Origin of the sequence: Lachnoclostridium sp. An196 (assembly GCF_002160135.1) — a bacterium.
Lineage (GTDB): Bacteria > Bacillota > Clostridia > Lachnospirales > Lachnospiraceae > Hominiventricola > Hominiventricola avistercoris.
In genome coordinates, this window is the sequence record NZ_NFJZ01000002.1 from 152,710 (window position 1) to 171,022 (window position 18,313).

18 protein-coding genes and 1 riboswitch are annotated in these 18,313 nt (G+C 49.0%); of the genes, 9 read left to right on the forward strand and 9 right to left on the reverse strand.

The features are described from left to right. Positions 1-98: 98 nt before the first annotated feature. Complete coding sequence (gene metK / locus B5F29_RS03115) at positions 99-1,289, reverse strand: methionine adenosyltransferase (protein WP_087153228.1); 1,191 nt, start codon at positions 1,287-1,289, stop codon at positions 99-101. 107 nt (positions 1,290-1,396) lie between these two features. After that, a riboswitch (SAM riboswitch) is annotated at positions 1,397-1,495 on the reverse strand. A 419-nt stretch (positions 1,496-1,914) separates the two neighbouring features. On the opposite strand from metK, the gene B5F29_RS03125 reads away from it, so the two are divergent. After that, entirely contained in the window at positions 1,915-3,006 is a 1,092-nt protein-coding gene (locus tag B5F29_RS03125; RefSeq protein WP_087153468.1) for a sensor histidine kinase, read from the forward strand. Then, positions 2,999-3,688: a response regulator transcription factor gene (locus tag B5F29_RS03130; RefSeq protein WP_087153230.1), complete on the forward strand. Its 690-nt coding sequence runs from the start codon at positions 2,999-3,001 to the stop codon at positions 3,686-3,688. Before B5F29_RS03125 ends, B5F29_RS03130 begins: the two co-directional genes overlap by 8 nt. Before the next feature lie 46 nt (positions 3,689-3,734). Here B5F29_RS03130 and B5F29_RS03135 read toward each other — a convergent pair whose 3' ends face one another. Then, complete coding sequence (locus B5F29_RS03135) at positions 3,735-4,175, reverse strand: hypothetical protein (protein ID WP_087153231.1); 441 nt, start codon at positions 4,173-4,175, stop codon at positions 3,735-3,737. A 140-nt stretch (positions 4,176-4,315) separates the two neighbouring features. On the opposite strand from B5F29_RS03135, the gene tig reads away from it, so the two are divergent. Both tig and fba read left to right on the forward strand, forming a co-directional pair. Continuing rightward, on the forward strand, positions 4,316-5,425 hold the full coding sequence (gene tig, locus B5F29_RS03140; protein WP_087153232.1) for a trigger factor: 1,110 nt from the start codon (positions 4,316-4,318) through the stop codon (positions 5,423-5,425). A gap of 87 nt (positions 5,426-5,512) precedes the next feature. Further along, on the forward strand, positions 5,513-6,481 hold the full coding sequence (gene fba, locus B5F29_RS03145) for a class II fructose-1,6-bisphosphate aldolase (protein WP_087153233.1): 969 nt from the start codon (positions 5,513-5,515) through the stop codon (positions 6,479-6,481). A 62-nt stretch (positions 6,482-6,543) separates the two neighbouring features. Here the strand turns inward: fba and B5F29_RS03150 are convergent, their stop codons facing one another. Beyond that, positions 6,544-7,149, reverse strand: coding sequence for a peptidylprolyl isomerase (locus B5F29_RS03150; RefSeq protein ID WP_087153234.1), 606 nt, complete (start codon positions 7,147-7,149; stop codon positions 6,544-6,546). Positions 7,150-7,239: 90 nt separating this feature from the next. Here B5F29_RS03150 and B5F29_RS03155 point away from each other — a divergent pair, with 90 nt between their 5' ends. Continuing rightward, entirely contained in the window at positions 7,240-7,596 is a 357-nt protein-coding gene (locus B5F29_RS03155) for an arsenate reductase family protein (protein ID WP_087153469.1), read from the forward strand. On the opposite strand, the gene B5F29_RS03160 is transcribed toward B5F29_RS03155, so the two are convergent. The 6 genes from B5F29_RS03160 to murC all read right to left on the reverse strand — a co-directional run bounded on the left by B5F29_RS03160 (position 7,589) and on the right by murC (position 14,622). Next, positions 7,589-8,323 (reverse strand): esterase family protein, encoded by a 735-nt coding sequence (locus B5F29_RS03160; RefSeq protein WP_087153235.1) that lies wholly within the window; start codon positions 8,321-8,323, stop codon positions 7,589-7,591. The genes B5F29_RS03155 and B5F29_RS03160 overlap by 8 nt on opposite strands. Beyond that, positions 8,284-9,576 (reverse strand): ATP-grasp domain-containing protein, encoded by a 1,293-nt coding sequence (locus B5F29_RS03165; RefSeq protein ID WP_143449114.1) that lies wholly within the window; start codon positions 9,574-9,576, stop codon positions 8,284-8,286. The genes B5F29_RS03160 and B5F29_RS03165 overlap by 40 nt, the downstream gene beginning before the upstream one ends. 58 nt (positions 9,577-9,634) lie before the next feature. Beyond that, positions 9,635-10,819, reverse strand: a complete 1,185-nt coding sequence (locus B5F29_RS03170; RefSeq protein WP_087153236.1) for a ribose-phosphate pyrophosphokinase — start codon at positions 10,817-10,819, stop codon at positions 9,635-9,637. 101 nt (positions 10,820-10,920) lie between these two features. Continuing rightward, positions 10,921-11,898 carry an ATP-binding protein gene (locus B5F29_RS03175; protein ID WP_087153237.1) on the reverse strand — a complete coding sequence of 326 codons (978 nt, stop codon included), beginning with the start codon at positions 11,896-11,898 and terminating at the stop codon, positions 10,921-10,923. Between the two features lie 10 nt (positions 11,899-11,908). After that, the gene (locus B5F29_RS03180) at positions 11,909-12,931 is read right to left on the reverse strand and encodes a DnaD domain protein (RefSeq protein WP_162608352.1); all 1,023 of its coding nucleotides are present in this window, start codon (positions 12,929-12,931) and stop codon (positions 11,909-11,911) included. Positions 12,932-13,242: 311 nt separating this feature from the next. Beyond that, the gene (gene murC / locus B5F29_RS03185; protein WP_087153239.1) at positions 13,243-14,622 is read right to left on the reverse strand and encodes a UDP-N-acetylmuramate--L-alanine ligase; all 1,380 of its coding nucleotides are present in this window, start codon (positions 14,620-14,622) and stop codon (positions 13,243-13,245) included. 302 nt (positions 14,623-14,924) lie between these two features. Here murC and B5F29_RS03190 point away from each other — a divergent pair, with 302 nt between their 5' ends. From B5F29_RS03190 to pth, 4 genes are all read left to right on the forward strand, one after another. After that, positions 14,925-16,199, forward strand: coding sequence for a glucose-1-phosphate adenylyltransferase (locus tag B5F29_RS03190; RefSeq protein WP_087153240.1), 1,275 nt, complete (start codon positions 14,925-14,927; stop codon positions 16,197-16,199). Next, positions 16,196-17,314: a glucose-1-phosphate adenylyltransferase subunit GlgD gene (glgD, locus tag B5F29_RS03195; RefSeq protein ID WP_087153241.1), complete on the forward strand. Its 1,119-nt coding sequence runs from the start codon at positions 16,196-16,198 to the stop codon at positions 17,312-17,314. The genes B5F29_RS03190 and glgD overlap by 4 nt, the downstream gene beginning before the upstream one ends. 37 nt (positions 17,315-17,351) lie before the next feature. Further along, positions 17,352-17,633 (forward strand): septation regulator SpoVG, encoded by a 282-nt coding sequence (gene spoVG / locus B5F29_RS03200; protein WP_087153242.1) that lies wholly within the window; start codon positions 17,352-17,354, stop codon positions 17,631-17,633. 116 nt (positions 17,634-17,749) lie between these two features. Next, positions 17,750-18,310 (forward strand): aminoacyl-tRNA hydrolase, encoded by a 561-nt coding sequence (pth, locus tag B5F29_RS03205; RefSeq protein WP_087153243.1) that lies wholly within the window; start codon positions 17,750-17,752, stop codon positions 18,308-18,310. Positions 18,311-18,313: the final 3 nt, after the last annotated feature.

An 18,313-nucleotide genomic window follows, 5' to 3' on the forward strand; every position in this document is an offset into this window, starting at 1 on the left:
TATAATCCCGGCGGATTTAAGGATAGAAAAAGGGCGGCCGCAGACTGTGAAAAAGTCCTGCAGCCGTCCATATGATTTGCGCTGAAATCTTTCTGCGGTTATCTCAGGTATGCCTTGAGAGTCTCCACCTTGTCCGTTTTTTCCCAGGGCAGATCCAGATCTGTGCGTCCGAAGTGTCCGTAAGCAGCGGTCTGCTTATAGATCGGACGGCGAAGATTCAGCATCCGGATAATTCCTGCGGGTCTTAAGTCAAAATTCTCGCGGATAATTTCTACCAGCTCGCTGTCAGAAAGCTTTCCGGTGCCGAAAGTGTCCACGCGGACGGAAGTGGGTTTTGCCACTCCGATGGCATAGGAAAGCTGAATCTCGCATTTATCGGCAAGGCCTGCCGCAACGATATTTTTGGCTGCATAACGTGCCGCGTAAGCCGCGGAACGGTCTACCTTTGTGCAGTCTTTGCCGGAGAAAGCTCCGCCGCCGTGGCGGGCATATCCGCCGTAAGTGTCGACGATAATCTTGCGTCCGGTCAGGCCGCTGTCTCCATGGGGACCGCCGATGACAAAACGTCCGGTAGGATTGACAAAGAACTTAGTATCGTCGTCAACCATGTCCGCAGGGAGAACTTCATCAAAGACATATTTTTTTATGTCTTCGTGAATCTGCTCCTGAGTCACATCTTCATCATGCTGAGTAGACAGAACCACCGCATCAAGTCGTACTGGTCTGCCCTCTGCATCGTATTCTACGGTCACCTGAGTTTTTCCATCCGGACGAAGGTATGGGAGAGTGCCGTCTTTGCGGACTTCGGTCAGGCGGCGTGCCAGCTTGTGTGCCAGCGCGATCGCATAAGGCATCAGTTCCGGTGTTTCATTAGTAGCGTATCCAAACATCATACCCTGATCGCCGGCGCCGATCGCTTCGATCTCGCTGTCGTCCATAGTGTTTTCTTTGGCTTCCAGAGCCTTATCTACGCCCATGGCGATGTCGGCGGACTGTTTGTCAAGCGCAGTGATTACCGCGCAGGTGTCTGCATCGAAACCGTATGCCGCGTCAGTGTAACCGATCTCACGGATGGTATCTCTTGCGATTTTCTGAATATCGATGGATGCCTTCGTAGTGATCTCTCCCATGACCAGAACCAGACCGGTGGTGGTACAAGTCTCGCACGCCACACGGCTCATGGGATCCTGAGCCATCAGAGCATCCAGAATCGCGTCAGAGATCTGGTCGCAGACCTTGTCAGGATGCCCTTCTGTTACAGATTCAGAAGTAAATAATAATTTTTCCATCAGAAAACTCCTTTCTTTAGCAAATTGCGGGAGCCGATATCTCCCAAAAGTAAAAGTGACATAAAAAAAGCCCGCATAAGCGGACCTGATAAAAGCGTTTATCAAATCCCTTATTGTTCGATTGCTCGCTCAGGTTAGCACCTTCCTGAAAACAGGGGTTGCCGGGTTTCACAGATCCTATGTATCTCCACCGCTCTGAATAAGAGAAATACTGCTATGGACTTTTTTCACACACAATAAGATACGACAGGAACATAGAAAAGTCAATAGATTTACAAAAAGTTTATAAATAGAAAAGATAATGTATGATATAATGTTCACGTAGGCAATGAGCAGTGCAGAAGACGGTAAAAACAGATTCTTCATGCTTGCATGAAGAATCTGTTTTTGGCGGATTCTATAGGGCGAAGCCCGTGAGCGAGACGGAGCGGAGCGGAGTCGAGCGCGCACTGCGGGGAAAAACCCTGCCGGTGCAGAAGACGCAAAAGCTGACGCTTCATGCTTGCATGAAGAATCTGTTTTTGGCGGATTCTATAGGGCGAAGCCCGTGAGCGAGACGGAGCGGAGCGGAGTCGAGCGCGCACTGCGGGGGAAAACCCTGCCGGACCGACAGACGGAGGATATCATGAATCTGAAAACAAAGCTGATTATTACTTTCAGTGTGGTGATCGCGGTTCCCCTTTTTTTGATTACGATTGTATTTATAGGATTTATGAGTATGCAGCCCGCAGAGGTGGCTACGCCTCAGACGAAGGAGTTCCTGGGGGAGATGCTTCTTTCGGTGCTTTTGATTATGGCAATGACCAGCGCGTTTCTGATCGTCTGGATATACCGCAGCATTTTAAATCCTATCGAGACCATGAAGAAAGCCACCCGGAATATTCGTGACGGAAACCTGGATTTTGAGATGGAGATCGAGGACAACGATGAGATCGGCGAGCTTTGCGCGGACTTTGAAGAAATGAGAGTACGTCTGAAGGAATCGACGGAGGAACGGATTGCTTTTGACAGCCAGAGCAAGGAATTGATCAGCAATATATCCCATGATCTGAAGACTCCGATCACCGCGATTAAGGGGTATGTGGAAGGCCTGCTGGACGGAGTGGCGGATACGCCCGAGAAGCAGGTGAAATATCTGAGAACCATCTATAATAAGGCAAATGATATGGACCGCCTGATCAACGAGCTGACATTCTATTCCAAGATTGATACGAACCGGATTCCATATACGTTCAACAAAATTAATGTAAAAGAATATTTTGACGACTGTATCGAAGATATCGGGCTGGAACTAAGCCCGCAGAAAATCGGGCTGTCTTATACGAACGAGGTGGCTGACGATGTAACCGTCATCGCGGATGCGGAACAGATGAAGCGTGTCATCAACAATATTGTCAGCAACTCGGTCAAATATATGGACAAGCCGGAGAAATTTGTCCATATCCGGGTCAAGGATGTGGGCGATTTTATCCAGGTGGAGATTGAAGACAACGGAAAGGGTATCCCTACAAAGGACCAGCCGTATATCTTTGACCGGTTTTTCCGCTCGGACACCTCCCGAAACTCTTCCAAAGGGGGCAGCGGAATCGGACTTTCCATCGTTCACAAAATTATGGAGGATCACGGAGGAAAAGTCTGGGTGACCAGCAAAGAGGGGATTGGCACGACTATGTATTTTGTGCTTAGAAAATATCAGGAGGTACCCGTGAATGAGTAAAATATTGATTATCGAAGATGAAGAAGCAATTGCGGATCTTGAGAAAGATTATCTGGAACTGAGCGGATTTGAGGTAGAGATTGAGGAAAGAGGAGACGCCGGACTGACGAAAGCGCTGAAGGAAGACTTTGATCTGATTATTCTGGATTTGATGCTTCCTGGCGTGGACGGATTCGAAATCTGCAAAAAAATCCGGGAAGAGAAAGACATCCCTGTGATTATGGTTTCGGCCAAAAAAGACGATATTGACAAGATCCGGGGGCTTGGTCTGGGAGCGGATGATTATATGACGAAGCCGTTCAGCCCCAGTGAACTGGTAGCCCGTGTCAAAGCGCATCTGGCGCGTTATGAGCGTCTGGTGGGCAGCGGGATTCAGGAAAATGAGATTATAGAGATTCGCGGTATCAAGATTGACAAGACGGCCAGACGTGTCTGGGTGAACGGCGAAGAGAAAGCCTTTACCTCCAAAGAGTTTGACCTGCTTACTTTTCTGGCGCAGAATCCGAACCATGTGTTTACAAAGGAGGAGCTGTTCAGCAAGATCTGGGATATGGAGTCTATCGGAGATATCGCGACTGTGACAGTGCATATCAAGAAGATCCGCGAAAAGATCGAGTTCAATACGGCGAAACCCCAGTATATCGAGACCATATGGGGGGTCGGATATCGATTCAAAGTATAAAAAGAATGATAAAAAGGAATGCCGCCGGCATTCCTTTTTTGCTGAATTATGATTTTTTTCCAAAATGGCGTTTGAAAAATCCCTGTTTTTTCTGAGGTTTCTCCAGACCGCCGCGGGCGCTTTTGATCGCTGTGATGTAGATCCCGCTGATCACGACTTTGACTTCCTTCTTTACCGGAATCTGCTCGAAGACTTTTTCATCTGCGATCAGAGTCATGATCTTGGGTCCGACCTTGGCTTTGACCACCGGTACTTTGGACCGGCGCAGGTACCAGGGTGTCTGGCTGATCACGACGGCCGGCAGACCGGACTCTTTGATCTTCATACGCTTCTTATCGATAATCAGCATACTGGCGGTCTGGGCCATGGCGTCTAACTGCGCCTGACTCTCGTCCTGCTTCTTCTGCAGACGGCGTCCCATAAAATACAGGACAGCCAGTACGATGATCAGAATTACAAGAATAACAATCAATACATTCCAGATCATATGTTTTTCCGCGTTCCTCCCTGTTTCAATTTCTCGTCTCATTGTAGCATTGTTTATCATAAATTGCAAGAATAAGAGAGGTTGCCAACGCCGGGGGAAAATGATATACTTTGTTACCATAACGGAGGAAAGGACAAAATATGAAGAGAAAATATGTATTATTTTGCCTGGCGGTATTCCTGCTCGGACTAACCGCTTGCGGCAGCAGTGGAAATGGAGATAATGGAACTGACACAGCGCAGGAAAACACAGAAGAATCCGCTGAAGAAACATCGGGATATGATCCTGTACTCTACGAGGATCTGACCAGCACGCTGGTATCTCTCGGCCCTTATAAGGGATTGGAAGCGCAGCGCGCAGTCACGGCAGTGACGGATGAAGACGTGCAGGCGGAAGTAGACGCGATTAAAAAAGAATATTCCCAGCTGGAAACTGTGGACCGCGCCGCGCAGGAAGGGGATGTGGTGGTCATCGACTTTACCGGATACGTGGATGGCGAGACATCGGATTCTCTGCAGGGGACAGAGTATTCTCTGGAACTGGGAAGCGGGGAGATGGTTCCCGGATTTGAAGATCAGTTAATTGGAGCGGTGGCGGACGAAACGCGGGAAATTTCGCTGACCTTCCCGGAGGAATATTATGAGGAAGTGGCCGGGAAAGACGCTGTCTTTGAGGTATATGTACATGAAGTACAGGAATATGTCCTGGACGACTGGAGCGATGAATTTGTACAGGAAAATCTGGATTATGACAGTATAGCGGATATGGAAAGCTCTATTCGCGCCAATCTGGAACAGACTGCGGAGGAAGAGGCAGAATCGAATCTGGAATATGATCTGGTGGCCGCTTTTCTGGAGGGCTGTGAGTTCGAGATTCAGGATACAGATGTAGAAGCTTATATTGATCAGATGATGAGTGAATATGAGACATATGCCGCTATGTACAGTATGGGGCTGGATGAATTCCTGGAGCAGTCGCTGGGAGTGACCGAAGCCCAGCTGCGGGAAGCATTCCGTGAAACTGCCAATTTCCGTGTGCAGATGACGCTGGCTTTCCATAAAGTGGCAGAGGAAGAAGGACTCACAGTCTCTGAAGAGGAGTATCAGGAGCAGCTGCAGAGCCTGGCTGATCAGTACGGTTATGAAGATACGGCGGATATCGAGGCAGTCTACAGCAGAGATATGATCGAAGAACAGATGATACAGGAACGGGTCATCAGCCTGATTGTGGAAAACGCGGTGATTTCCTGAAAAATAGCTTGTTGATTCAAAGAAAATGTAGTAAGATACTGATATGGGCACGGTGTGCCAAATATGGTGAAGAAAGGATGACAAACAATGCCATTAGTTACAACCACAGAAATGTTCAAAAAGGCGTATGACGGCGGATACGCAGTAGGCGCTTTCAATGTGAACAACATGGAGATCGTACAGGGTATTACCGAGGCGGCAGGCGAGCTGAAGAGCCCGGTGATCCTTCAGGTTTCCAAGGGTGCAAGAGCTTATGCAAACCACACTTATCTTGTAAAATTAGTAGAGGCGGCAGTGATTGAGAATCCGGATATTCCGATCGCGCTGCATCTGGATCATGGCGATAGCTTTGAGACCTGCAAATCCTGTATCGACGGCGGATTTACCTCCGTTATGATCGACGCTTCCTCCAAACCTTTCGAGGAGAACATCGAGATCACCAAGAAAGTCGTTGAGTACGCGCATGCTCATGGCGTAGTTGTTGAGGCTGAGCTGGGTACTCTGGCTGGTATCGAGGACGAAGTCGTTGTGGAAGCTGGTCATGAGAGCTACACCCGTCCGGAAGAAGTAGAGGAGTTCGTAAGCAGGACAGGCTGTGATTCTCTTGCGATCGCTATCGGTACTTCCCACGGAGCATACAAATTCACTCCGGATCAGTGCACCCGCAATGCGGACGGCGTTCTGGTTCCGCCGCCACTGCGTTTCGACGTGCTGGAAGAGTGCATTAAGAGACTTCCGGGATTCCCGATTGTTCTTCACGGCTCTTCTTCCGTTCCGCAGGAGTTCGTAAAGATGGTAAATCAGTACGGCGGAAATATGCCGGATGCTGTTGGTATTCCGGAAGAGCAGCTTAGAAAGGCAGCTCAGCTTGCAGTATGCAAGATCAACATTGACTCCGATATCCGTCTTGCTATGACCGGTACGATCAGAAAGTACATGGCAGAGCATCCGGATCATTTCGACCCGAGACAGTATCTGAAACCGGCTCGTCAGGCGGTTAAGGAAATGGTTGCTCACAAGATTGTGAACGTACTCGGATCCGATGGAAAAGCTTGAGAAACAAAAGAATAAAAAGAGTGGGCTGCCGCGGTTTTGCGGCAGCCTTTTTCGATGCAAAATTACTCTGAAATCGTGATAGAAGTGATCACCGGCTGATTATCCGCCGCCACTGTTCCGTTGCCGTCCTGCACCGGCGTATCCGCACAGATGGCGTCTACCACATCCATGCCGTCCGTCACATGGCCGAACGCAGCGTACTGTCCGTCCAGATAAGTGCTGTCCTGGTGAACAATGAAAAACTGGGAAGAAGCGCTGTCCGGGTCACTGGATCTTGCCATGGAGATCGTTCCTCTCACATGAGAGATATCATTTTCAACTCCATTGTCGGAGAATTCCCCTTTGATCGTTTCGCCGGAGCCGCCGGTTCCGTTGCCCAGCGGATCGCCGCCCTGAATCATAAAACCGTCGATGATCCGGTGGAAAGTCAGTCCGTCATAGAATCCGTCCTTTGCCAGATTGACAAAATTGGTGACGGTAATCGGCGCCGTATCAGCGTCCAGCTCCAGCGAAATGGTGCCGTAGTCTTCCACCTGGATCTCGGCGTAGTGAAGACCGCTTAAAAGATCGACGTCGCCTGTGGAGGCATCCGCTTCTGCATTGGATCCGCAGCCCGATGCAGCGCCGATCAGAACTGTGCACAGAAGAAATACGATTAATTTTTTCATACTTTTGCTCCTCTTAACATTGATGTGTCTATTTTAGGAGTGTACAATGGAAATGTCAAATGAATAATGTGTGAAAGAAAGGAGAAGAAGATGTCTGTACTGTTTGTAGAATACCCCAAGTGCTCTACCTGTCAGAAAGCGAAAAAATGGCTGGATCAGCATGGGGTGGAATATGAGGACCGTCATATCAAAGAGCAGAATCCTACGGAAGAAGAATTGAGAGAGTGGCATGCCAGAAGCGGACTGCCTCTTAAAAAGTTTTTCAACACCAGCGGAATGCTTTACAAGTCCATGCAGCTGAAAGAAAAGCTGCCGGAGATGAGCGAGGAAGAGCAGCTCCGCCTCCTGGCAACGGACGGCATGTTAGTGAAACGCCCGTTGATCGTCATGGAGGATCAGGTATTGGTCGGCTTTAAAGAGGCAGAATGGGAAAAAGCATTTACATGATCTTGCCCAGGAAATAAGCGGCCTGTTTGCGCCACCAGTCCCAGTCGTGATTCACGTCGTAGCCCCAGTAGTCCACAAAGGCAGGGATATTCTTGGCTTTTAAAACAGCGTCCAGTTTGCGGGTGTCCGCAAGAAGTTCATCTTCCCACGCGCCCTGCCCTACGCAGAAGAACATCCGGCTGCGGCGGTAGAGATCCATGTAGGGATGATCCTCCGGCATATTGGGAAGACAATGGATGGGAGAATTCAGATACACCAGGTCGTCCATATATCCGCCAAGGATATTGGCGGCGTCGTAGACGCCGCTCAGACAGATGGTCGCGTCGAAACGGTCCGGAAAACGAAAGAACAGATTCCCGGCATGGAATGCGCCCATACTGCAGCCCATAGTCATGAGCTTGTCTCCTTCGCTGCAGTTTTCCATGAGCGGACAGACTTCCCGCATGAGATACTGGATCCAGCGTTCATGCAGCTCGATGCGTTCTCTGGGCGGTTTCCATGAGCAGGACCAGGTCTCCGCGTCGATGGTATCAATGCAGAAAAGCTGCAGCTTTCCGCCGTCGATCCAGGGACGGCAGGCTTCTACCATGCCGAAAGATTCAAAATCGCCGTGTTTCCCGTTCTGAGAGGGGATGACCAGGCAGGGCTTGCCTGCGTGACCGTATATTTTCAACGGCATATCCCGGTTTAATCGTTCGCTGTACCAGTGGAGTTCTTTTGTCTGCATTTTTTGGTCGCTTCCTTTTTTGTTTGATTTTTGGTATTGACGGGACTGGCATCAGAGGGCGGAACCAGTTCCAGCGTATATTTGAAAAAGTCCTGAAGCTCTTCCTGCGACTTCAGTCTTGCCAGATACATATAATTGCCCATGCCATGAGCCAGTACATCCGGAAGTTCCTCCGCGGCTTTCAACTGTACCTGATATGTTTCCAGAATTTCCTGATGAGAATGGAGGTACGGGAGTCCTTTCCAGCGTCCCGCGTAGGCGCAGAAACAGCGGGTGGAACGGGTCTGGTGCATCAGACGGTCATAGACCATCATATCGGCATAATGCTGGTAGCAGTTCGTGCTGTAGGCGAAGTTGATCATATCCGGGGTTGGGCCGCCGGATGGACGCATATTGACTTCCAACCCCACGATCTGTCCTTTGGGGCCCAGATGAGGATGATCTTCCAGCAGACGGAAAAATTCCAGGTGAACAAACCGGCTTCGCACATGGAAGGCCTTCAGGCAGGCACGTCCTGCGGATTTCAGATCTTCGGCCACCTGATCCACGATATAGAAACGGATGCTCTCATGGATATTAACGCAGTCCATGATGGAAACAGGAGTAATGTTGCCCGTTTCAAACAGAACACGTCCCCGGCTGTTTACGATCGCATCGTAGGAACAGATCTCGCCCGGTACGAATTCTTCCATTATATATGGTACATCCGGAAGATTGCAGTAGAAGCTGTTCAGTTCCTGCTCGTTCTGGAGCTTCCAGGTATCGGAGGCGCCTACGCCGCAGTCCGGTTTTACGATGACCGGATATCCTACTTCCTGGATGAACTCTTTGGCTTCTTCCAGGGTTCCAACCATATGGAAACGCGCGCAGGGAACCCCGGCACGTGCGTATCCTTCTTTCATTCGAGATTTATGTTTTATAAGAGCCATGTCTTTGGGCAGCAGTCCGGTGGTGATATGAAAATCTTCCCGAAGCCGGGCGTCCTGCTCCAGCCAGTATTCATTGTTGCTTTCCAGCCAGTCAATCTTTCCGTGGTGGAAAGACAAAAATGCTACTGCCCGGAACATCTCGTCGTAATTTTCCATATTATCTACCCGGTAATACTCGGTCAGCGCATTTTTAAGACGGGGTGACAGCGCGTCATACGGAGCATCTCCGATCCCAAGCACATTGACACCGTCGGCTTTCAGGGCAATACAGAAATTCTCATAGTTGCCGGGAAAGGATGGTGAGATAAAGATAAAGTTCTTCATATAATATGTTCCTTTCATAAAGGAAGCCCGTCCACTTTGATGGGAAGGGCTTTCGAGATCAGATCTGTCCGTTTCGGTATTTTTCCAGAAAAGCGGCGATTCTCTCGTAGGGATCCAGAAGATCGCTGATGGACGCGTCGTGATTCAGCGTATCGATCAGCAGAGCGATATACTTGCTCATGTCACAGGAAATATAATATGGCCTGGAGAGCAGTTCCGGCGTCTGATAGATCAGATTAGTGGTCAGGATCCGATAGAAGACACCCTCTTCGTAAGCGGCATCGAATTTGTCCATGCCGTTCGTAAAGAGTCCGAAAGTTGAGTACAGGAAGATTCTTCTGGCCTTCAATTCTTTCAGCTTCCTTGCCACATCGAGCATGCTTTCGCCGGAAGAGATCATATCGTCAATAACGATCACATCTTTGCCTTCCACATTGCTTCCCAGAAAGTCATGAGCCACGATCGGATTGCGTCCGTTGATTACGCGGGTATAGTCGCGGCGTTTGTAGAACATGCCCATATCGATCCCCAGCACGTTGGCGATATAGACGGCGCGGTTGGTAGCGCCTTCGTCCGGGCTGACCACCATGAGGTGATCGCTGTCCAGCTGAATGTCCGGTACGTTTCCGAGCAGAGCTTTGATAAACTGATAGGCAGTCTGTACAGTCTCGAAACCATGGAGAGGAATGGCGTTCTGCACACGAGGATCATGGGCGTCAAAGGTAATGATATTGTCCACGCCCATATTGGCCAGCTCCTGAAGAGCCAGCGCGCAGTCCAGGGACTCTCTGGCGGAACGCTTATGCTGACGGCTTTCATAAAGGAAGGGCATGATCACAGTGAGTCGTTTCGCTTTGCCGCCGCATGCGGCGATGATACGTTTTAAATCCTGGTAGTGATCGTCCGGGGACATGTGGTTGATCTGGCCTCTGAGCTTGTAGGTCATGCTGTAGTTGCACACATCTACCATCAGATAAAGGTCGCGGCCTCTTACGGATTCCTGTACGATGCCCTTGGCTTCCCCGGAACCGAAGCGGGGAACGGCGGCGTCTACCAGATAGGAATCCTGCTCGTATCCCTGAAAAGCAATGGTGTTTTTGTGCTCCAGCGCGCTTTCCTTGCGCCACTGTACCAGATAATCGTTTACCTTCTGTCCCAGTTCTTTACAGCTGGGCAGGGGAATGATCCCCAGAGAGCCGACCGGAATCGTCTCTAAAACACGCTCACTGCGCTGAATATTCATATGATATGTCCTCCAAATGTAAATGAAATATATGTGAATCGTGAGTAAAACATTCTTTCAAAACCTTTATAACATTGTCTGCGTGCGACCGTCAAGGGATTTCACGGAGAACCGGAAATTTTCCTGCGGATACGGATATCGCTGCCTGTAAATTTTAAAAGCGTATAAGAACTGGTAATCCTGGAAAAGATCCTCTCGCTGTACAGATCCCGGAAATCTTTCAGGGACAGATTGGTGGAGATAATCGTGGAACGTCTGCGCAGAGCCCGCTCGTTCAGCACCTGGAAAAGACGCGACACGGTAAAGGTATTCAGCATTTCCGTGCCGAGATCATCCAGAATCAGCAGATCACTGTCCAGGACCGCTTCGCTGCGCTGCCGGAAATCATTTTCTTCCGCATGGGAAGGAGAAAGCAGTTCAAAAAGCTGAAATGCCGTAAAATAAACAACGGAGTGACTCCGGTCCAGCAGTTCCTTCGCGATGCAGTTGGTCAGAAAAGTCTTTCCGGTGCCGACCGGGCCATAGAGCATCAGATTCTGAAATTTGCCGTCAAAGGTCTGCACAAATAAGCGGCAGGCATCGATGATGGCGGGCATGGCGGCTCTCTGCTCTTCGTCGTATACATCGAAGGAGAGCGTCGAAAAATTTTCTCTGGACAGCGCTTCCTCTAGACGGGAAGATGAATAAAGCAGCCGGATCTCTTCCCTGTGGAAGCAGCCGCATTTCCGGCTGCCCACATATCCCGTGTCCCGGCATACGGGGCAGGTATAATGCATCTCCAGGTAATCGGCAGGATAACCGTTCTGTTTCAGAAGAAGCTCTTTTTCCTGCCGGAGGGAGGCCAGCCCCCGGCGAAGATCCTCCAGGGCATTAGGGTCGGCGCTGTCTCTTTCCTCAGACAGAAAAAGCTTTTCTGCCTGCGCCATACTGAAGGAAGAGATGCTCTCTTCGATTTCCCGAATGCGCGGTATCTTCTGGTAGATCTCATCCTTCCGCGCGCACTGAATCCGGTAATTATGATATTGACGGCGGTCATACTCACGCATGATCGCGTCATATTGTTTGTTGGTCAGCGGCATATATTACCTCCTATGAGTTCTCGATCAGCTGCTTTTCCAGTTCGTCAAAATTGTAGTCCCGCTGCTCAAAGTTGCTGAAACGTGTGGATGAGGGAGCGGGGGCGGGCTTCTGGCGGGCTGACAGGCGCTTCTGATGCTCTTCGTCAAGTCTGCGGACGTCTTCCGCCGTGTGTACTTTCTGCTCAGACCAGCTTTGCAGGATCCGGTCGGCATATTCGAAATTTGGTTTGTGCAGGCGTTCCATAGTACGTCTGCAGGCTTCCAGGATCAGATCCAGTGTGAAATCGTACTCTTTCAGCCATTTGTTTATGTATTTCAGTTCCGGCTCCACCGGATTGCGGTCGTTGATACCGAAGGCCTTCATGACGGAGAAGGTGTTGCGCGTGTAAGTGGTCGTGCGTTCTTTGGCCTGAGATACCGTCTGGATTCCGGCTTCCGCCCAGGCCAGAGCCACGGTTTCTATGTAGTGGATGCTGCGGCTTCCTTTACAGACACAGTATTCTACCAGATACTCGATCAGATCTGCAGAAAAGTGCAGCTGATCATAAAAATAAAGGATTGTCTCCATCTCAGACGGAGACAAGGTTTTTTTCATATATTGTTCGCAAACAAACAAAAGCTGGCGGCACTCCGCCTGCTCTGCAAACTGCGCCAGTTCGCTGCGGCTGTAAGATTTCCGGCCGGGTGCGGCGCTTTCGGAAGGAATGTGCAGACGTTCTGTGTCGGCTGCGGGTTCCGGAACCTGCAGGATATAGATGCCGAGCAGTGTGTTGGACGCGTCGCATTCCAGTTTTAGAAGATGATGTTTTTCCCAGTATTTCAAGGCGCGGAGGATATCGCTTTCTGTGTATTCCAGGGCGTCGGCAAGCCCGGCTACAGTGAGATCCTGCCGTCCGCCCTGCAGGGACCGCAGCAGATATAAGTATACTTTTGTGTATTCTCCGCTGGCTTTCGGCATGTAATAATCCAGAAACAGATTGGAAATACTGGTTGCGCCGGCAGACAGATCAGTTTTTAAAGTCAGGTGCTCCATGCAGCAGTTGCCTCCGCGAAAACTTTTTAGTATCGCCATTATATCACACTGGATTTTAAAATGAAATAGTATGTGGATATGCCCATAAAGAGGAAATCGGATGTTGACTGAAAATGTGGATAATGTGGATAACTCGGTGGAAAGATTTTATTATGGGAACCAGGATTCGACAAAAAACGTGGTAAAATGCGTAAAATCGGGACTTTAATGAGAAAGGTATGTAAAAATTATGTAAATGCGTTATCCACGAAAAAATCCACATGCTTCAAACATACGAGATGTTGATAAACATGTGGATAATGTGGATAACTTTATTTCCGGAGAAGATTTTCGCCGATTTTATGCACGTCTCCGGCCCCCATAGTTATCAACAGGTCTCCGTGCATACAGTTTTTTGACAAAAATGTTTCAATTTCTTCAAACGTGGGAAAATACCAGCAGGTTTTCCCTGATTTTTCCAGTTCCTTCTGCAGATCTGCCGAGCTGATTCCTAATGTATTGATCTCGCGGGCGGCGTAGATGTCCGCCAACACCACATGGTCTGCCAGGGAAAGGGCTTCTGCAAATTCGTGCAGGAATGCCTTGGTCCGGGTGTAAGTATGCGGCTGAAAGACGCACCAGATCTCCCGGTGCGGATAATTGGAAGCGGCTTTTAATGTGGCGGCGATCTCGGTGGGGTGATGGGCGTAATCATCGATAACCGTGACGCCGTTTACTTCTCCTTTATACTGAAATCTTCGGTCGGCGCCGTGGAACTGAGAGAGGCCCTTCTGTATCATGTCCATGGAGATGCCCAATTCCAGCGAAGCGGCCACGGAGGCCAGCGCATTGGAGACATTATGAATTCCGGGCACGTGGAGGATGACCCGGCCGAGATCTTTGCCCTGATGCCTGATCTGGAAAGAAGCGCATCCTTTCCCGTCATAGGTAATGCCGACGGCGCTGTAGTCTTCCTGCCCTGTCAGGCCATAGGTGACTGTGCGTGCGGAGATCCCGTCTGTGATCTCCTCCGGGCGGCTGATCTCACCGTTCAGAACCAACAGACCGTGGGAGGGCAGCAGCGCCGCAAAGCGGTGGAAGGAATTGCGGATATCTGCCAGATCCTTGAAGAAATCCATATGGTCTTCTTCTATATTTAAGATGATTCCCAGCGTGGGATAAAATGACAGAAAACTATTGGTATACTCGCATGCTTCTGTCAGGAAAACGTCGGAGTGCCCGATCCGGATATTTCCGCCGATTTCATGCAGGATTCCGCCTACGGAAATAGTAGGATCTTTTTGAGCTTCCAGAAGGATCAGGGAAAGCATGGAGGTAGTTGTGGTTTTCCCATGGGTGCCGGACACGGCGATGGCATGCCGGTAATTCCGCATGATCTGCCCCAGCAGCTCTGCTCTTGCGAGCAGTGGAATTCCTGCCCGGACAGCAGCGGCATATTCCGGATTATCCGGATGGATTGCCGCAGTATAGACCACCGCGTCTATGCCTGGGACAATATTTTCCGCACATTGTCCGTAGTGTACCTTCGCTCCTGCGGATTCCAGGTGTCTGGTCAGCTCGGATTCTTTGGAGTCAGAACCGGATACGGTAAATCCTTCCTTCAGAAGAATCTCTGCCAGCCCGCTCATGCTGATGCCTCCGATTCCTATAAAATGAACATGAATAGGAGTATGAAAATCTATCTGATACATACAAAGCCCTCGTTTCCTTTTTAATAATGGTTTGTTATGTATAAATTATACTTCTTTTATCTGAAAAATCAATGCACGGATCTATAGAAAAACAGTGCGCATGAACAATTGCACAAAATGTTGATGAAATATATGTATAATATGACGAAAGAAGAGAAAAATGCATTCGATATAGCATAAAAACTGTCACAAAATGTTAAAAAAGTACTAATGTTTTTGCATTGAAATGTTCACTATTTACAAAAGGTGTGGTATAATGTCACCATCAAAAGCATTTATATGTTGCAGCAAGAGGTGATAGCGTGATTAAAAAGGAAATGATTGCCATGCTTTTGGCAGGAGGGCAGGGGAGCCGGCTGGGCGTCTTGACATCCAAAGTGGCAAAGCCTGCAGTGGCTTTCGGAGGGAAATACCGTATCATCGATTTCCCGCTCAGTAACTGCATTAACTCCGGAATAGACACTGTCGGTGTGCTTACACAGTACCAACCCCTTCGACTGAACACACATATAGGGATCGGGATGCCCTGGGATCTGGACCGAAATAACGGAGGAGTGACGATCCTGTCACCCTATGAAAGAAGTGCCGGGAGTGACTGGTATTCCGGTACTGCAAATGCTATCTACCAGAATATTGACTATATTGACACTTACAATCCGGATTATGTACTGATCCTTTCCGGCGACCATATCTATAAGATGGATTATGAAGTGATGCTTGATTTCCACAAAGAGAACGAAGCGGCAGTCACGATCGCCTGTATGCCTGTTCCGTGGGAAGAAGCAAGCCGCTTTGGCGTTGTGATCGCGGATGAAAAGGGGCAGATCAGCGAATTTGAAGAAAAACCGGCCGAACCGAGAAGCAATCTGGCGTCCATGGGAATATACATTTTTACATGGAAAGTGCTCAGGGATGCGCTGATTAAGATGAGAGACGTACCCGGCTGCGATTTCGGAAAGCATATTCTTCCGGAGTGTCTGGCAAAAGGAGAACGTCTTTTCGCTTATGAATACAATGGATACTGGAAAGACGTGGGGACGCTTGGTTCATACTGGGAAGCCAATATGGAACTGATAGATATCATCCCTGAATTTAATCTTTATGAAGAATTCTGGAAGATCTATACCAAGAGCGATGCAGTGCCGCCTCTGTATGTGTCTTCCACCGGCTATATAGAAAAAAGCATTGTCAGCGGCAATTCCATCGTGGAAGGAACAGTGATTAATTCTGTAATTGGAGCAGGCGTGACGATCGGAGAGGGCACGGAAGTGAGAGATTCCATCATCATGAAAAACACTGTAATCGGAAAGGGATGCAGGGTCAGCCGGGCGATCATTGCCGAGGAAGTGACGGTAGGAGACGGGTGTGTAATCGGGGAAGGCGAAGACATTCCCAACAGACTGAATCCCAAAGTATATTCTTACGGGCTGGCGACGATCGGAGAAAAGACGGTCATTCCGCCCAATGTGCATATCGGACTGAATACGGCGGTTTCCGGCGCGACAAAGAGCGATGACTACCCGGACGGCGTGCTTGCAAGCGGTGAGACATTAATTAAGGCAGGTGAACGAGTATGAGGGCGATAGGCATTATATTAGCCGGTGGAAATAATCACCGGATGAGAGAACTCTCCAATAAAAGGGCGATCGCTGCGATGCCGGTGGCGGGAAGCTACCGCAGTATTGATTTCGCGCTGAGTAATATGTCTAATTCTCATGTACAGAAAGTGGCAGTGCTCACTCAATATAATTCCCGCTCCCTGAACGAGCATCTGAGTTCTTCCAAATGGTGGGATTTCGGAAGAAAACAGGGAGGACTGTACATATTCACTCCGACGGTGACTGCGGATAACAGTTTCTGGTACCGCGGTACGGCGGACGCGATCTGGCAGAATCTGGACTGGCTCAAGCAGAGCCACGAGCCCTATGTGGTAATCGCTTCCGGAGACGGCATCTACAAGATGGATTACAACAAAGTGCTGGAATACCATATTGATAAGAAGGCGGATATTACGATCGTCTGCAAAGAGATGCCGGAAGGAACAGACATGAGCCGCTTTGGAGTGGTGAAAATCGATCATACGGGAAGAATTCTGGATTTTGATGAGAAGCCTGTAGCCACGGACGCCAGTATGGTATCCTGTGGGATCTATGTGATCCGCAGACGGCAGCTGATTGAGCTGATAGAAAAATGCGCGCAGGAGGACCGCTTCGATTTTGTCCGGGATATCCTGATCCGCTATAAGAATATTAAAAAGATATTTGCATATCAGATGGACACATACTGGAACAGTATTTCATCGGTAGAATCTTATTATGAGACAAACATGGATTTCCTGAAGCCGGAGATAAGAAATTATTTTCTGCGGGAATATCCGGAGATATATTCCAAGGTACAGGATCTCCCGCCCGCCAAGTTTAACGCCGGATCGGACGTAAAGAACAGTTTGGTGGCCAGCGGATGCATCATTAACGGCGTGGTGGAAAATTCCATTCTTTTCAAGAAGGTATTTGTTGGAAACAACTGTGTTATCAAAAATTCCATTATTCTGAATGATGTGTATTTGGGAGACAATACCTGCATTGAAAACTGCATTGTGGAAAGCCGGGATACAATCCGTGCCAATTCACGTTATGCAGGTGAAGATGGAATTAAGATCGTTGTAGAAAAAAATGAAAGGTATATCATGTAAGTCTTAAAATCAGGATAGATATACGGAGGGAGAGCATATGAAAATCACAGATGTACGGATCAGAAAAGTTGCCAAAGAAGGTAAAATGAAAGCAGTGGTATCGATTACGATAGACGATGAGTTTGTAGTACATGATATCAAGGTGATTGAAGGCGAAAAAGGGCTGTTTATAGCAATGCCGAGCCGGAAGGCGTCCGACGGCGAATACAGGGATATCGCGCATCCCATCAATTCGGCCACACGTGATTTCATCCAGACAATGATTCTGGATAAATATGCAGAGGCTGCTGCGGCAGCGGAGGAAGCTGCTGTGGAATAGGCAGATCAGGAAGGCCGGCACACCGAGAGGTGCGCCGGTTTTTTGCTACTTGTCAAAAAAATCTCCGTCGTGTACAATGAGCAGGGCAGATTAGCCGCTGAAATGGAGAGAAAAAGATGTATGTAATTGCCGGCCTGGGTAATCCGGGTTCAAAATACGAAAAGACAAGACATAATGTGGGATTTCAGGTCATTGACCGGCTGGCGGAAAAATATCATATAGATATGAAGCTGAAGAGGCACCGGGCGGTCTGCGGGACCGGAATGATTGAAGGAACCAGAGTACTCTTGATGAAACCGCAGACATTTATGAATCTGAGCGGAGAGAGTATTCAGGAAGCGGTCCGGTTCTCCGGCGCAGATCCGGAAACGGAATTTCTGGTAGTCTATGATGATGTTTCGCTTCCGCCCGGACAGCTCCGTATCCGTAAAAAGGGAAGCGCGGGAGGCCATAACGGAATAAAAAATATCATCCTGCACCTGGGAACCCAGACATTCACAAGAGTGCGCGTAGGTGTTGGAGAAAAGCCGGAGGGATATGATCTGGCAGATTATGTGCTGGGCCATTTTCCCAAGGAAGAAAAGAAACAGATGGAGGACGCGTTTGACCGGGCCGCGGAAGCGGTGGCCGTGATTTTGAAAGAAGGCGCGGACAGAGCTATGAATCAATTCAATTAGGAG

Coding starts and splice junctions, on each gene's coding strand:
- metK (WP_087153228.1), bottom strand. CDS start 1,289: ATGGAAAAATTATTATTTACTTCTGAATCTGTAACAGAAGGGCATCCT.
- B5F29_RS03125 (WP_087153468.1), top strand. CDS start 1,915: ATGAATCTGAAAACAAAGCTGATTATTACTTTCAGTGTGGTGATCGCG.
- B5F29_RS03130 (WP_087153230.1), top strand. CDS start 2,999: ATGAGTAAAATATTGATTATCGAAGATGAAGAAGCAATTGCGGATCTT.
- B5F29_RS03135 (WP_087153231.1), bottom strand. CDS start 4,175: ATGATCTGGAATGTATTGATTGTTATTCTTGTAATTCTGATCATCGTA.
- tig (WP_087153232.1), top strand. CDS start 4,316: ATGAAGAGAAAATATGTATTATTTTGCCTGGCGGTATTCCTGCTCGGA.
- fba (WP_087153233.1), top strand. CDS start 5,513: ATGCCATTAGTTACAACCACAGAAATGTTCAAAAAGGCGTATGACGGC.
- B5F29_RS03150 (WP_087153234.1), bottom strand. CDS start 7,149: ATGAAAAAATTAATCGTATTTCTTCTGTGCACAGTTCTGATCGGCGCT.
- B5F29_RS03155 (WP_087153469.1), top strand. CDS start 7,240: ATGTCTGTACTGTTTGTAGAATACCCCAAGTGCTCTACCTGTCAGAAA.
- B5F29_RS03160 (WP_087153235.1), bottom strand. CDS start 8,323: ATGCAGACAAAAGAACTCCACTGGTACAGCGAACGATTAAACCGGGAT.
- B5F29_RS03165 (WP_143449114.1), bottom strand. CDS start 9,576: ATGAAGAACTTTATCTTTATCTCACCATCCTTTCCCGGCAACTATGAG.
- B5F29_RS03170 (WP_087153236.1), bottom strand. CDS start 10,819: ATGAATATTCAGCGCAGTGAGCGTGTTTTAGAGACGATTCCGGTCGGC.
- B5F29_RS03175 (WP_087153237.1), bottom strand. CDS start 11,898: ATGCCGCTGACCAACAAACAATATGACGCGATCATGCGTGAGTATGAC.
- B5F29_RS03180 (WP_162608352.1), bottom strand. CDS start 12,931: ATGGAGCACCTGACTTTAAAAACTGATCTGTCTGCCGGCGCAACCAGT.
- murC (WP_087153239.1), bottom strand. CDS start 14,622: ATGTATCAGATAGATTTTCATACTCCTATTCATGTTCATTTTATAGGA.
- glgD (WP_087153241.1), top strand. CDS start 16,196: ATGAGGGCGATAGGCATTATATTAGCCGGTGGAAATAATCACCGGATG.
- spoVG (WP_087153242.1), top strand. CDS start 17,352: ATGAAAATCACAGATGTACGGATCAGAAAAGTTGCCAAAGAAGGTAAA.
- pth (WP_087153243.1), top strand. CDS start 17,750: ATGTATGTAATTGCCGGCCTGGGTAATCCGGGTTCAAAATACGAAAAG.